Annotated in this window: 18 protein-coding genes and 1 tRNA gene; 13 read left to right on the top strand and 6 right to left on the bottom strand. The window is 55.2% G+C overall.

What is annotated here, in order from left to right; translation table 11 throughout:
- The first annotated feature begins 6 nt into the window (after positions 1-6).
- From P0120_11500 to P0120_11490, 3 genes are read left to right on the top strand one after another with little or no spacing between them, the layout of a single operon-like run.
- Positions 7-228 (top strand): hypothetical protein, encoded by a 222-nt coding sequence (locus P0120_11500; GenBank protein ID MDF0674942.1) that lies wholly within the window; start codon positions 7-9, stop codon positions 226-228.
- Between the two features lie 53 nt (positions 229-281).
- Positions 282-1,463: a hypothetical protein gene (locus P0120_11495; protein ID MDF0674941.1), complete on the top strand. Its 1,182-nt coding sequence runs from the start codon at positions 282-284 to the stop codon at positions 1,461-1,463.
- A 50-nt stretch (positions 1,464-1,513) separates the two neighbouring features.
- On the top strand, positions 1,514-1,939 hold the full coding sequence (locus P0120_11490) for a hypothetical protein (GenBank protein ID MDF0674940.1): 426 nt from the start codon (positions 1,514-1,516) through the stop codon (positions 1,937-1,939).
- Positions 1,940-2,071: 132 nt separating this feature from the next.
- Here P0120_11490 and P0120_11485 read toward each other — a convergent pair whose 3' ends face one another.
- A complete protein-coding gene (locus P0120_11485; protein MDF0674939.1) occupies positions 2,072-2,935 on the bottom strand; it encodes an SDR family oxidoreductase in 864 nt (287 codons plus the stop codon).
- A 143-nt stretch (positions 2,936-3,078) separates the two neighbouring features.
- Here P0120_11485 and P0120_11480 point away from each other — a divergent pair.
- Positions 3,079-3,154, top strand: a tRNA-Met gene (locus P0120_11480).
- Positions 3,155-3,202: 48 nt separating this feature from the next.
- Here P0120_11480 and P0120_11475 read toward each other — a convergent pair.
- Positions 3,203-3,349, bottom strand: a complete 147-nt coding sequence (locus P0120_11475) for a hypothetical protein (GenBank protein ID MDF0674938.1) — start codon at positions 3,347-3,349, stop codon at positions 3,203-3,205.
- A 256-nt stretch (positions 3,350-3,605) separates the two neighbouring features.
- On the opposite strand from P0120_11475, the gene P0120_11470 reads away from it, so the two are divergent.
- Both P0120_11470 and P0120_11465 read left to right on the top strand, forming a co-directional pair.
- Positions 3,606-4,016 (top strand): hypothetical protein, encoded by a 411-nt coding sequence (locus tag P0120_11470; GenBank protein ID MDF0674937.1) that lies wholly within the window; start codon positions 3,606-3,608, stop codon positions 4,014-4,016.
- A 105-nt stretch (positions 4,017-4,121) separates the two neighbouring features.
- Complete coding sequence (locus tag P0120_11465) at positions 4,122-4,481, top strand: DUF3703 domain-containing protein (GenBank protein MDF0674936.1); 360 nt, start codon at positions 4,122-4,124, stop codon at positions 4,479-4,481.
- Positions 4,482-4,689: 208 nt separating this feature from the next.
- Here P0120_11465 and P0120_11460 read toward each other — a convergent pair whose 3' ends face one another.
- On the bottom strand, positions 4,690-7,305 hold the full coding sequence (locus P0120_11460; GenBank protein MDF0674935.1) for an ABC transporter permease: 2,616 nt from the start codon (positions 7,303-7,305) through the stop codon (positions 4,690-4,692).
- Positions 7,306-7,449: 144 nt separating this feature from the next.
- Here P0120_11460 and P0120_11455 point away from each other — a divergent pair, with 144 nt between their 5' ends.
- On the top strand, positions 7,450-7,728 hold the full coding sequence (locus P0120_11455; protein ID MDF0674934.1) for a response regulator transcription factor: 279 nt from the start codon (positions 7,450-7,452) through the stop codon (positions 7,726-7,728).
- 2 nt (positions 7,729-7,730) lie between these two features.
- Here P0120_11455 and P0120_11450 read toward each other — a convergent pair whose 3' ends face one another.
- A complete protein-coding gene (locus P0120_11450) occupies positions 7,731-8,660 on the bottom strand; it encodes a dihydroorotate oxidase (protein ID MDF0674933.1) in 930 nt (309 codons plus the stop codon).
- Positions 8,657-9,355 (bottom strand): ABC transporter ATP-binding protein, encoded by a 699-nt coding sequence (locus P0120_11445; protein ID MDF0674932.1) that lies wholly within the window; start codon positions 9,353-9,355, stop codon positions 8,657-8,659. Before P0120_11445 ends, P0120_11450 begins: the two co-directional genes overlap by 4 nt.
- A gap of 297 nt (positions 9,356-9,652) precedes the next feature.
- Here P0120_11445 and P0120_11440 point away from each other — a divergent pair, with 297 nt between their 5' ends.
- The 4 genes from P0120_11440 to P0120_11425 all read left to right on the top strand — a co-directional run bounded on the left by P0120_11440 (position 9,653) and on the right by P0120_11425 (position 11,424).
- On the top strand, positions 9,653-10,303 hold the full coding sequence (locus P0120_11440) for a ComF family protein (protein ID MDF0674931.1): 651 nt from the start codon (positions 9,653-9,655) through the stop codon (positions 10,301-10,303).
- A 20-nt stretch (positions 10,304-10,323) separates the two neighbouring features.
- On the top strand, positions 10,324-10,665 hold the full coding sequence (locus P0120_11435; GenBank protein ID MDF0674930.1) for a zinc ribbon domain-containing protein: 342 nt from the start codon (positions 10,324-10,326) through the stop codon (positions 10,663-10,665).
- Positions 10,666-10,770: 105 nt separating this feature from the next.
- Entirely contained in the window at positions 10,771-10,968 is a 198-nt protein-coding gene (locus P0120_11430; GenBank protein ID MDF0674929.1) for a helix-turn-helix domain-containing protein, read from the top strand.
- 15 nt (positions 10,969-10,983) lie between these two features.
- Complete coding sequence (locus P0120_11425; GenBank protein MDF0674928.1) at positions 10,984-11,424, top strand: hypothetical protein; 441 nt, start codon at positions 10,984-10,986, stop codon at positions 11,422-11,424.
- Here P0120_11425 and P0120_11420 read toward each other — a convergent pair.
- A complete protein-coding gene (locus P0120_11420; protein MDF0674927.1) occupies positions 11,421-11,645 on the bottom strand; it encodes a hypothetical protein in 225 nt (74 codons plus the stop codon). The genes P0120_11425 and P0120_11420 overlap by 4 nt on opposite strands.
- Here P0120_11420 and P0120_11415 point away from each other — a divergent pair.
- Together P0120_11415 and P0120_11410 are read left to right on the top strand one after the other, a co-directional pair.
- Positions 11,638-12,030: a RusA family crossover junction endodeoxyribonuclease gene (locus P0120_11415; protein MDF0674926.1), complete on the top strand. Its 393-nt coding sequence runs from the start codon at positions 11,638-11,640 to the stop codon at positions 12,028-12,030. The two genes, P0120_11420 and P0120_11415, sit on opposite strands and share 8 nt — an antisense overlap.
- 100 nt (positions 12,031-12,130) lie before the next feature.
- The gene (locus tag P0120_11410) at positions 12,131-13,333 is read left to right on the top strand and encodes a DUF3391 domain-containing protein (GenBank protein MDF0674925.1); all 1,203 of its coding nucleotides are present in this window, start codon (positions 12,131-12,133) and stop codon (positions 13,331-13,333) included.
- Positions 13,334-13,353: the final 20 nt, after the last annotated feature.

The raw sequence follows: 13,353 nt of genomic DNA, 5'->3' as shown, positions 1-13,353 counted from the left end.
GTATCAATGACTGATACCACCGCTCTCTACGCCGTGCGCTTTCCTGATGGCTCGGTAAGCCTGTACATCGATGAACAATATGCCCAAGATCGAGGGATCGATCCTTCTCGGCTTGTGCGGGTAGAAATCCCACGAGAAATGTTCGTCAGCGGCAGCGTACAGGAGATCCGTGAATATGTGGCGCTCCAATTGGAACAGCAGCAGCAACAACGAACCGGAACAGCATAGCCGGTGTTTGAGAAATCTTGAGAAAGGTGGAGGTTGAGGCTGACAAAGACATCATGGCACAAGCACTGGTAAGCTCGCCGCTGACAACCGAGATGATCGAGGAGGTAATCGCCGGCCTGCCGATCCAAGGCCGCATTATCCTCCGGCTCCTGTTGATTCAGTACCTGGACATCACTCACGAGGAAATCCTCTATATGGTGTCGGACAGACCGGACCCCCGATGCGTGTCCGGCAAGAAACCTGTCACGACGATGACGCAGGAATCGATCACGGCGATGATCGAGCGCCGGAATGAATACCGGCGACGGGCGCGACTTCGCCGAGAACGAACATGGCTTCAGTGTGTGGCTCTCAACAATCAGGCTCATATGGCAAGGGCGCTGGCCACCCGGGCTGCCGCACTGCTGAGCGCGCGTGGAGTATCCTCAGAGACCATCGAACGACTCAGAGGGCAAGCTCGTGCGGCCGTTCCATCGACGACGTTGCGGCTATTGGAGGAAAGTTGGGACAGAAATGAGATCCCTGCGGAGGAATATCAGAAGCATCGATTGGTCGTTGAGATGCAGACGCAACTTCGCTTTGCCGAGCGGTTCAAGAAACGTCTGGAGCTGGCGCAGCGTGAGCAGCACACGTCGGATCGTACAACCTTGGCTGATCATGAGATCGGCCATATCTGGGGAATCCCGGCCGGTACCTTGGCGGCCCGCAAGGTGAAGTTCTTGGCACAGTATCTCACCCTCCTCCAAACCAAATGCTCCGGCGTTGCGGCAGGACTTGGCAACAGAGTCTCCCTTGATCTCTGGAATGAGACCATGCAGGTTCTGTCTCGTACCCCCATCGAACGATCGATAGCCACTTATGATGGTCTTGAGCAAACTGAGTCGGCCTTGATCGAAAAACTCACGGCCTATGCTCAGATTCGAATACCGGAGACCAGTGAAACGAAATTTTGGAATTCGCTCGTGTTTGGAGCCAGTTCCAACGCCATGCACAGCGAAACGACCCGGACATTGTTCGGTCTCCAACGGCTGGTCTCCATCCAAAAAGATTTGGACCCAAGCGACGAGGTGCTGGATGAAGAACTCCTCAAACGCACGACGCGCATTTCGAAGGAGCCGGAGTCGCTCGCAACAGAGCACCAGGCCGGCCCCTCCGAACTGACGGAGCTGCAGCAACACATTCTTCGCAGTTTTACCGGAGAAGACAGCAGCGGCAGAGCTTCCGACAAATGGTAAACTTTCATGGTTGCCAATCACCAGCAGCTCGGTATAATTGGTCGGTCGCAATGACAACAGAGCCTGCCATCCAACGAACCTCTTTTGCATGGGCGGTTGTCTGCTTTCTTCTCCTGTTGCCCATGAGTCCGTTACCATCTCCAGCCGCAGCTGCAGGCCTGATCGAGATTGCAGAGCTTTTGGCACATCCCGAACTATACGATCATCAAGATGTCGTCGTCACAGGAAAGGTCATGAACGTACAGTTGGCGACGAATCGTCAGGGTCAGCCTGCCTATGGCTTCTTGCTACAGGACCAAGCCGGCACTCTCAAAGTCGTGAGCCTTGGACAGCTGGAAGTCCACGAGGGTGATCAAGTGATCGTCGAGGGTGTCTTCAGTCGCCTCAGACAAGTCGGCCGCACCATCGTCTACAATGAGATCAAAGCCGTTTCTGTAAAACCTCTGACCCGTTTGAACCCGGATTTCGTCGGCTGATCAGTCCCTCCTCAACAGCAAGTCTTCCTTCCGGTTGGCCCTTATAAACAATGAGGGCATCGTCGGCCACAAATGAACAGACAGCGGAAACCACCGGAGTCGTGGTCCCAAGGTGAAGGTTGGCTTGGTCACTCAGTGTGGAAGCTTTAAAATCCAAGTGAGCATCCGATCTGAAATCCGATCGGAAAGGAGTCTCACCATAAGCGCGCGAAACTTTGCATCGGTTCCAACTAGATACCGCGTTTTGGGAGTCGATGCGATCAACGCGTCTTCAACCACTTTTGCGACCGCATCAGGCGAGATCGCTCGCTTCGACGCTTGTCCAACCACCTTCCTCACAGCGGCTACCATAGGCGTATAGAGCGTTCGAAGTTCGGCCTCTATGGCCGTCTCTCTCTCAGCAGCCTCTATGGCCGACTTGTTCCAAATAGGTGTGGCGATCGCACCAGGCTCGATTATTGAGACATGGATCCCCCATTGCTGGACTTCCAAGCGTAGCGCGTCGGTAATCGCTTCCAGTGCGAACTTCGAGGCCGAATAGGGTCCCATAAGCGGCATCGTTGAGAGTCCTGCGATGGAACCCATGTTCACGATCCGTCCCCGTGCCTGTCGGACTAATGGAAGAAAGGTCTGCGTGACTGCCACCTGCCCGATGACGTTGACCTCCAGCTGCTGCCGGAGACCGGAGATCGGTACGGCTTCAAGCGGCCCCACCACCGCAATTCCGGCATTGTTAATGAGTCCAAACAATCCGCGATCTCTCGTCGCTTCCGAAACTATTCCGTGAGATTTCTGGATTGTCGTGAGATTCGTCACATCCAGTTCCAACGGGACCAGCCGATCGGAACTCGTCGCTTGAAGGGCTTTACCATCTTCTGATTTCCGTACTCCTGCAAATACGGCGAAACCCAATCGATCAAGATGCAGCGCACAGGCCGCTCCAATTCCGGTGGAAGCCCCCGTAATCACCACCGCACGATTGTCTCCGATCGACATCTGGCTCCTTTTGACTCCCAGCCGGAGGACCATAACAGGTTTCGAGCAACTTCATCCATACATGGCGTACCCATTCCAATTCCGCTCGGTGGACACCGGCCTCAGTCTTCAGCTATCATCCAATGCCTTCTCGCTAACGTTGTGGCGGTGTAGCTCAGTTGGCAGAGCAGCGGACTCATAAGCCGCGGGTCACCCGTTCGATCCGGGTCACCGCCACCAAACCAAGCTTGCTCGTGCCGGCGGCTCATCAGGCGAAGCCTCTCTTGATTATCGCCGCCGGATAAACTCCTTCAGTGTTTCTCCCTCTCCAAACCAACCTTCGGTTGACCAGCTGGCTAATTTTCGTTTTTTCGTGGTTGACGCCAGCGGATGAACCCCTTCAGGACCTTCCTTGCCGGAAAGACCCTCGCTCATACTGATCGCTCATTGTCGTTTTTTCGTAATTTGGCGGTCGGATAAACACCGCCCCTTCTGTTCCTCTAACCGTCCGTTTTCAGCTTCCCAAACGCGGAGACCTCTCAAGAACGATGGACTCAGAAGTGCATAGCCTCTTACCAAGGCTGTGGAGGCGGTGAACCTTGCGATGAACCTCATTGAAGGTCAACACACCGGCTCTTAGAATAGCGCCAGGGAGCGACACAGAAGCTGCCCGTTTCTGCCGTGAGGAGCAATGATCTCTCCGTTGAAGGCCTGTCTCAGAACCGTCCCTGCACTGCTTCTGCTCCTCACCCTCGGTTGCATTACATCCCCCATACCCGTCACCCCTGAACAGATCGCGAGTGCCGACTATGGGGCCGTCCCAGTCTCACCAACGTATCAGGATGCCATCAAACGCTTGATGCAAGGGATTCTGCTTGATCCGGATGCCGCTCGGTATCGATTTGTTGGAGAGCCACAAAGAGGCTACGTGTATCTCTCAGGTAAAGGGAAGCCCCCTGTGTTTGGGTACCTCGTGCAGGTGGAGATCAATGCGAAGAGCATGATGGGTCTCTATGTGGGCGAGCAACCGTATCGATTCCTTATCAAGAACCAAACACTGTATATACTGCCTTCATCCGTCAAGGCGGAAGTGGTGCAGTAGCCTCCAGCAACAGAACCTACCTTGAAGATCATGCGTCGGCATCCTGGTTTCTCATCCATACGTAGGGTACAGTGAGAAAAGTTCCATCTAATCTGGAACGAAGGTATGCACCCCGAGCTTCGAAGAGCCTATGATATTGAAATGACAGTGGCGGTCAGCCGGTACTATGCCGGGAACCTCGGACTCGCGTTTTCCCATCTTGAGCGAGCACATATCTTGGGACAATCGTTTCCGATCGAACATGCGAGCACACATTGGTGGATGCTCAAGGTCGGTTGGAGGCGTCGAGATTTTGTAGAAATTATCGGTCAACTGCCACGGATCGTGGGGGCCCTACTGTTCTCACGAATTTGGGTTCCAAACGGCAATACTGGAGGTGCCCGGGTGCCCCCGTTTAAATCAATGCCGATCCCGGAAGAACTTCAATCCCTGTTGGATAAGTACGGACCTGGCGCCAAGGCTTGAGCCATCTCTAACAGGCTGTTGAAAAAGTCCGCCAGCGGCGTTCTCGCGTCGCTTAGAGACTCAACGTACGGCCTGGGTAAACGCCTGTTCCGACAGGCGATGGGTGGGCCGGGTAAAAATAGGTTACGCTTCGCCTCCTCGCTTGCTGTGGCCTTGCTGGACAGCCTATTTGAACAGCCTGTGGGCTCTTTCCAAGTAATCGCCTCCCCTATTCTTCCCGTAACCCCTCTACGATCGGTTGACGTGCTGCCCAGCGGGCGGGGAAGTAGCCCGCCACCAAGGTTGCGATGATGGCAAGCACCACGGCTTGGATAAGCGCACTGATCGGAACGATCATCTGAATCGTCCATCCAAACGATTGCTTGTTGATGACTTTAATAAGCAGCAACGAGAGCAGCCCACCACCGACAAGCCCTAAGGCAATCCCTATCACACCGAGGTAGGCCGCCTCCCATAGCACGAGCTGTTGAATCTGCTCCCCGCTGCCGCCGATGGCCCGTAGAGTGGCAAACTCCCTGCGACGTTCGAGAACAGACGTGACCAGTGTATTGACGATCCCGAGCATGGCAATGACGACAGCGATGGCCTCCAGAACGTATGTCAGAAGGAATGTGCGATCGAAGATGTCGAGAATTTCTTTCCGTAACTCCGTGTTACTGATCACGAGCGGCGGAAGTCCCCCGCCGGTTTCGCCGCTCAGCTGTTCTGTGATCCTTTCTCTCACACGGTCGATACTTGATCCGGCGCTCAAGTACAGGGGAAATACCGTGACCAGATCATCGTGCCAGAGCGACCGGTAGAGTGCCCGATCCATGAGAAGCTTGCCTCCGTCCGTCGAATAATCATAGAACACGGCCACGATCGGGAATCGCGCGAGACCGCTGGGCGTCAGAATTTCAAGTGTCGATCCTTCCTCCACGCCGAGCCGATTAGCCAAGACCTCCGAGACGAGGAGGCCATGGATATCAGCCGCCCGTCTGAGCTGTTCCGAAGAGTCGCCCCTGCGTACGAGATACCGACTCCATTGGGCATGCAACCGCAGATCCCGTGATACGACAGCCACCCGTTGGCCGTTCACTTCCACCCGGACGTCGCGATAGCTGTCGACCGCCGCCACGTCAGGGATGGAGGACAGGACATTCAACCATGTGGGTGGGAGCGCCCGGCCGGCGTCCCCGATCTCCGTGCCCTGCAGCCACATCGACGGTGCCACGACCAGATCGGCCAGGACCGTATCGGTGACCCATAGTTCGACCGTATGTCGAAAACTTCGCACCATCACAAGCACGCCGATCATGATCGCCAATCCCACCATCAAGGCAGAGACGGTGACTCCATTTCGTCCGGGACTGCGGGATGCATGCTCTACCGCGATCCCCCTCATGACGCTCCGTACTCCAAATTCACGCCCCACAGATCGGCGTGGACGCTGCCATCCAGTGACGCAAATGGGGGCCAGACAGGCCAACCCTGCCAGCAGAAACAACGTCGCCAAATAACCCAAGACAGGAACCTCGCCTATCGGTCCAGGAACACTCAAGAGTCCAGCGGCAGCGAGCAAACTCACTCCCACGGCACCAAGCACGCCCGCCCGTAGCTGTCGACTCGCTTCGTAGTCACCTGGAGCCAATGCCCGTACAGTCATCGTGCGGCCGGCATCCAGGCTTGGGCCAAAGGCACCGATCATGGACACGACGCATCCGATCAAAATCCCTTCGATCACAATGCTCCAGAATTGACCGGTCCAGAACAGCCCTCCCTCGCCGGCACCTACCGGAGCATAGAGATCCGAAATAGTCCGACTGAGCAAGGTCACAAGCTCTTGCGCTAATGCCACCCCCGCCGCGCTACCGCCGATTCCTCCCAAAAATCCGAATAACCCCGCTTCCATCAAGAACAGAACGGCCACCCGAGACTGAGTCATCCCGATCGCTCGATATATCCCGATTTCCTGTCTCCTCTGAGCGACGGCAAACGCCATCGTGTTGTAAATCAGGAACACCCCGACCAACAGACCAACCCAGCTCAACACCGTCAGATTGAGGCGGAAGGCGCGCATCATTTGCTCGACCTGTCTCGTTCGGTTGGTCGGCCGCTCCACCGTCAGATGGGGCGGCAGCACAGTTCGTAGGTCCTGTGCCACGTCTTCGACGGCCGTTTTTTCGTCGGTCACGATATCGATTCGATCCACCTTCCCGAGCATCCCGAACGTAATTTGTGCAGCCGCAATGTCCATGACGGCCATGCGTTCCCAGGATGAGGTTCGGCCCGACTCATTGTGAAGAACCCCTGCCACACGACAGGTGAGACGCCTCGGCCCCATCAGAAGATCGACCTGGTCATCGACCGACAGATTCCACTCAGCGGCCAATTTGGCTCCCAGAAACACCGCCTCCGGCTGGATCATACTCACCAGCTGACTTTCCTTCTCCGGTCGGCTCAGGCGAAACCCACGTGTAGTGGATTCAGCCAAAAGATCCAGACCCACCACCTGTACTGCTTGGTAGGCTTGCTCTTCCCTCATGCGAACTGCCGTCTGTAGAATCACCGGCGATGCGGTCGTCACGCCGGCGATGGTTCGTACCCTGGTAATGACTTGTTCATCAAACCCAGTCTCACCTCCTGACACTTCCAGGGTGGTTGGACCGGCCACCGTCATGACCGCCTGCTCAAAGGACCGGAGCACCTCGACGTTGGCGCTCCGCACGGCTACGGAGGCCGACACTCCGAGAGCCACTCCGACAATCGTCAGCAACGTACGTAACGGCCATTGCCGGACATGAGAGCTGAGAAGAAGCAGTAACACCCTTACAAAGGCAGGCATGTAGCGTGAGAGAGTCTTCCTACTGGGACTGGGCTTATCAGTCCCCTCTGCGTGTTCGCACGCTCGACATATATCAGTAGTTTCGTTTACACATTTTCGGTCGTTTGCTAGACTGAATCATAGCAACTTCCGAGAGGAGAACACATGGCCAGAAAGAAAAAGACCACCGCACGTCCGCTCCACCGAATGGAACATCGCTCCAAATCTTCTGTGCCCATCACGCCCCGCCAACGCGAGGTCCTCCGATTGGTCGCGCTGGGCCACACGAATCGAGAGATCGCCGGATCGTTGGATATCAGCGTCCGGACGGTCGAAGTACATCGTTTCAACTTGATGCGTCGACTCGATGTTCGGAACGTCGCCCAACTCCTGCGTCAGGCCCTACAACACAACTTGTTGCCTCGCAACTTCGGCAATAAATAGGTTCACAATTCCGTGAGCCGTCCTCGGCATTCCGGAATCGACCGGTATCCTTTTCTTGTCAAGACAGCGGTCAATTCCGCTTCCAGTCGGCCGAACACACCCAGCCCTTCCTCCACCAACACCGTCCCGATTTGAACCGCCGAGGCTCCGCAGAGGAAATGTTCGAACACATCGATTCCCTCCACAATCCCTCCGGTTCCGATGATCGGGATCTTCCCACCAAAAAACTTGAAGAAGGCGCGGACGTTCGCCAATGCCACCGGCTTGATCAGTCGCCCGCCCAACCCGCCGAACCCTCCTTTAGGCTTAATGACGACGGTTTCCCGTTCCGGATCGACAACCAAGGCGTTGCCCACGGAATTGATCAAATTGAGAAAGTCGACTCCGCAACGCCCGAGTACCTTCCCCATGGCCTCATGATGCGCCGGATCAAAGTACGGCGGCAGCTTCACCCCCATCGGAACCGTGATGAGACGCCGAACCTTGCGGAGCACCCGCTCGGATGTTTCCAAATCGTAGCCAATTTGGGGCTTGCCTGGAATATTCGGACAGGATAGATTGACCTCGATGAGGTCCGGCTGGGCTGCATTGATCGCTTCCGCGATGGTCGGAAAGTCTTCCTCTCTGAGTCCCGCCACGCTGGCGATAACCGGCTTTCCGAACCGCTTGAGGTGAGGAATCAACTCGACGTAGGCTCTATACCCGAGGTTGGGAAGACCCATCGAATTGATCGATCCTCCGGGAAATCCGTGATACCGTGGCGTAGGGTTCCCTTGGCGTGACTCAATCGTCATCGACTTCGTGACGATCGCCCCCGCCCCGGATTTCCCGAGGGCCTCGAGTTCCTCTCGTGTGACACAGAGCGCTCCCGACGCATTCATGAAACAGCCGGGAAAGGTCACGCCGGCGATCGTTGTGGAGAGATCGATCACGGAGTTACCAGTTCGGTCCTACGTTCAGTGCGTGAAATCAGTTGTCCATCTCGCATAGTCCACACATAGTCGGCGGATTGTGAGGCCTGCAAACTGTGGGTAACCAACAATACCGTCTGCCCTCCAGATATCGCCAGCTCACGAATGAGCGCCATAATACCTGCTCCTTGATGAGAATCGATATTTCCTGTCGGTTCATCAGCCAACAGGAGACGGGGGCCATGCGCTAATGCCCGCGCGATCGCGATTCTTTGTTGCTCTCCACCGGATAATTCGGCGGGTCGATGTCGGCGACGATGACTCATCCCCACTCTCTCCAACATGTCCTCCACCCGTTTTACGATCTCCCGCCTATTCTCCCCGCGCAACATCAAGGGCAGCGCAATGTTCTCTTCAGCCGTCAAACCATGAACCAAATGGAAGGCTTGGAAAACGATCCCGATCGTTTCACGCCTGATCTTTGTCCACTCGTAGCTGGTCAGATTTTTTGTGGATCGTCCATCCAGCACGATTTCTCCCGCGGTTGGTAGGTCCAAACCGGCCACGAGGTTCAACAGGGTACTTTTCCCGCAGCCGCTGGGGCCCACGAACGCGCAGAATTCTCCGGCCTTAATCTCTAAACTCACATCGCGCAAAGCCACAACCGTGGCTTCTCCACGCAAATAGGTTTTCGAGAGTTGTCGCAATATCACCATCGACGGCCGCTCTCTCCGACAATTGATCGCCTGGGTGCCCGGTAATTCTCCTTCGTATAGCACAATAAATCGGAGGCGGACAACCTTGACACCAGCAGGCTCTTCGCCATAAAGAGGGGTGGGACAAGCAAGAATCACGGGTTCTCAATGGCCAATCATGTGACAGAATTGGTCCCACGTCTCGCGCGCCGTGCGATGAGGTTCTTTCTTCCTGTTCATTGTTCGAGTTGCAGCTCGCGTCTGAAAGATGACCCAATCCCGCATTTTTGCTCTGATTGTTGGAGCGCGATTTCGCTCATGCCTGACGCTCGATGCACCCGTTGTGACCGCCCCTTCCCCTCTTCCATCGCCTCGACCTACAGCCCGCATCATGTCTGCCAACCCTGCGCTGTACGTCCGCCTTCTTATACGAGGGCCTGGACGCTGTACCCTTATCTGCCTCCGCTCCAACACGCCATCCGCCTCTTTAAGTACCAGGGCAAAGTTTCACTCGCGGCTCCACTTGCCCGCCTCATGATGGCTCGACTTCCTCCACTCAATACTGTAGATATGATCATACCAGTACCTTTGCACATTCAGAGGCTTCGTGAGCGAGAATTCAATCAGTCTCTGCTGCTTGCCGATCACATCGGGCGTCGCCTCGATATTCCCGTGGTATATACCAATTTGATCCGAACTGTTCCTACGCCGCCCCAGACCACATTGTCCCGCAAGAGCCGTCAAAAAAACCTTCGTCGATCGTTTGCTGTTCGACGCCCCGATGCGATCGCCAAGAAGCGCATTCTTCTGATCGACGACGTCTTCACGACCGGCACCACGGTGAATGAATGTGCAAAGGCCCTGCGTAGAGCTGGATCTGCTGACGTATTCGCCATAACGTTAAGCCGAACCGTGGGTACCGATATCGTCCTCGACCGAATGCTGGCTCAGCATCCATACCCCTTTTGAACCGTTTGGAGGATAACTCCATGCCAATTTACGAGTACTCATGTCAGGAGTGCCGCAGGCGAAGTTCGTTCCTGATCATGAACCCCCGCCATCCCGGATCGATTGTCTGTCGGCACTGTGGCTGCTCGAAGTTGGAGCGTCTCCTGTCGCGATTTGCGGCTCCCAAGTCCGAAGAAGCTCGACTCGAATCGCTCTCAGATCCAGCTAACCTCGGAGGGATTGATGAGAATGATCCTCGGAGTGTCGCCCGTTTGATGAAGAGAATGGGGCAGGAAATGGGCGAGGACGTCGACGATATCGAAGCGATGATGGACCAATCCGAAGACGGTGAAGGAGTAACAGACGGCACTGACGGCCTTTGACATGTAATGTCATAGACTTTCGCTTGACATTCCTGTAGCGGTCTCTAGAATAGCGCAGTACTGGAGGCGGTATGAGTGTTCCTCGCTCTAGTAACAGGTGGAGTGATGAGCAGGGCTCCGAAGACCGAACTCATGACAGCGACAGAAACCTGTCGCTATCTCAAGATTACTCAACGGACCCTCTACCGCTATCTTCGAAGTCGGCAGATTCCTGCCTTCAAGCTGGGAAAAGAATGGCGATTTGTACGTTCGGATCTCGAACAATGGATCCGCGACCGAACCAGAACCGCCGTGAATTCCTAAACACAGGATATTGCAATGTTTGCCGGTGAATACCTTTGTAAGGTTGATGAGAAAGGACGATTCATCGTCCCCTCACCAATCCGTGAGCAGATCGAGGCCGAGGGCCAGACGGTCATGTTCCTGAAAGGTCCGGAACAATCTTTGTTGATCTACTCCACGAAAGAATGGGAGAAGGTTCTTGAACGGACCAGGACGTCTCTGGACGAAGACCAGAGCCGCCTGTTTATGCACTTTGTCGTTTCCGAGGCCGGGTCATCGGACATCGATAAAACCGGCCGGATTCTGATTCCCGGTCGCCTGCGAAAACTGGTTCCGGTCGATGAAGATCAAGAGATCATCCTCGTCGGCCTGTATCACCGAATGGAAATTTGGAATCCGAGTGACTGGCGTCGGTATATTGCCCGTACAGAAGGTCGGTATGAACAGAACATGGCAAAAATCATGAACCTCCTCTAGTTCGCCTCCATGCCATCAAACCGACGTCGCCGCACCGTATTCGCCTTGAACTTTCCCCTTCCCACAACAACCCAGTGGACTGACAAACGATCACGACTGAGATCGATGACGCCCGTGCCCGTCAATGGTTCGGCCGGATCGCTGAAGCTCCTTCCATTGAACTCCCCGGCGGTCGTTCGGAATCCATCCCACCCGCCTATTATCACATCGAACATGCTCACGGTTACGTTGCCTGTTCCTCCCAGCATCAATCATCAATACGCATCGGTGAATGGGCGTCGTTTGTTGTCCTCGGCCGGACGTGCGTATAAAACATACGTCGGCCGGCACGTATGGCTGGCATTGGCACAGTCCCCTGCCGGACCTTCCTTGCGGGATCGACTTCAATCCGGACCGCTGGCGCTGTCGATCCGGTTCTTTTTCGCTTCTCCCTTACGACGTGACCTCGACGGAGGCCTGAAGATCGCCCAAGATGCGGTCTGCGAAGGGCTCGGCTTGAACGACAATCGCATCATTGAAACCCATCTGTACAAACAGGTCGACAAAACCGATCCTCGCATTGAAGTCTCTCTCTCGTTCCTTCACCCGCCTGATCACTCGGGCTGACCACTCAACGCAACCATTACTCAGCTACAGTTATCTGCCATCGGTGCCGATACCTCACAGGAGGTGTTTCTGCAGCCTCATTACTTGTACCCGGAGTCCGATGGCGAGAACCCGCGTCTCTGTCCGTGATCTTCAGATCGGAATGTACGTCGCCCATTTGGACCTTTCGTGGTTCCGCTCCCCCTTCCTCCGCCATTCATTTCTGATCGAGCATCCTTCGCAGATTGAAAAATTAGTACGCGCAGGGGTGAAGGTGGTCGACATCGACCTCGACCGGGGAATGGCTTCTCAGCCTCATCAGATATCAGATGCGCCGCATTCGGCGACCGAGGCAGCACCGACGTGGAGTATTAAAAAACAATCCAAGTCTTTAGCTCAGCTGAACGAAGAATATGTCCAAGCGAAGCTGGCCAAGCAACAGATGGATCAAGCCGTACAATCCGTTTTTTCCACCATCAGCAAAACAGGGACGGTCAATCCTCAGCAGGCGGCCGAAGCAGTTCAAGAAATCACGATCGCTATGAGAACTCTCACCGACTCCGCTATTTTCATGGCATTGAGTCAAAATCGGGCCGGCGATTCCACTCTCAGCCGCCATGCGCTGGCCACTTGTACGCTGTCACTGGTCTTAGGACAGGTCTACCAATTCAACCCTTTGGAACTGCAGGAACTTGCGACCGCCGGGCTGTTACATGATATCGGGCTCTTGCAGATCCGGTCTGCCATTGTCAGCCAGGCTCACACCACGTCAGGCCTTTCCGAGACCGACCAACATGAACTGGAAACTCATCCTCGCCATGCGGTTCTTATGTTGGAGCGGCAAGGCAGGATTGAGAGCGCCATACTCCAGCTTATCGCAAATCATCATGTCTATCTCGATGACAGCGGCTACCCGAAAGAGTCACGGGGACGGTTTACCTCCGACCGCACCCGCATCCTGATGGTCGTGGATCGATATGATGAATTGATCACTGGATTCGGCGGGACACCTCCGCTCACTCCCCACCACACATTTCAATGTTTGTATCAAGAAGCGCGGCAAGGCAAGATCGATCAACGAATCCTGTCGGCGTTTATCGCGAGAGTCGGTATCTATCCGGTCCATAGTCATGTACGGCTGAATACACAAGAGTTGGCCGTGGTCACGGAGCTCAATCAAGAGAAACTGCATCAACCGATCGTCACCATTACTCACCAACCAGGAGGCACCGAGTATGTCACGCCATTGGTCGTCAACCTTGCACAGCAGGCCGACGAACCTCGGACACGGGCGATTGAAACAATCATCACGATGGATCCTTGAGGAGCCAACACGAATGGTGG

It is taken from the genome of Nitrospira sp., assembly GCA_029194675.1.
In the GTDB taxonomy this organism is placed as follows: Bacteria; Nitrospirota; Nitrospiria; order Nitrospirales; family Nitrospiraceae; genus Nitrospira_D.
Note: the sequence above shows the minus strand (reverse complement) of the source record. Positions and strands in the feature narration are given on the sequence as shown.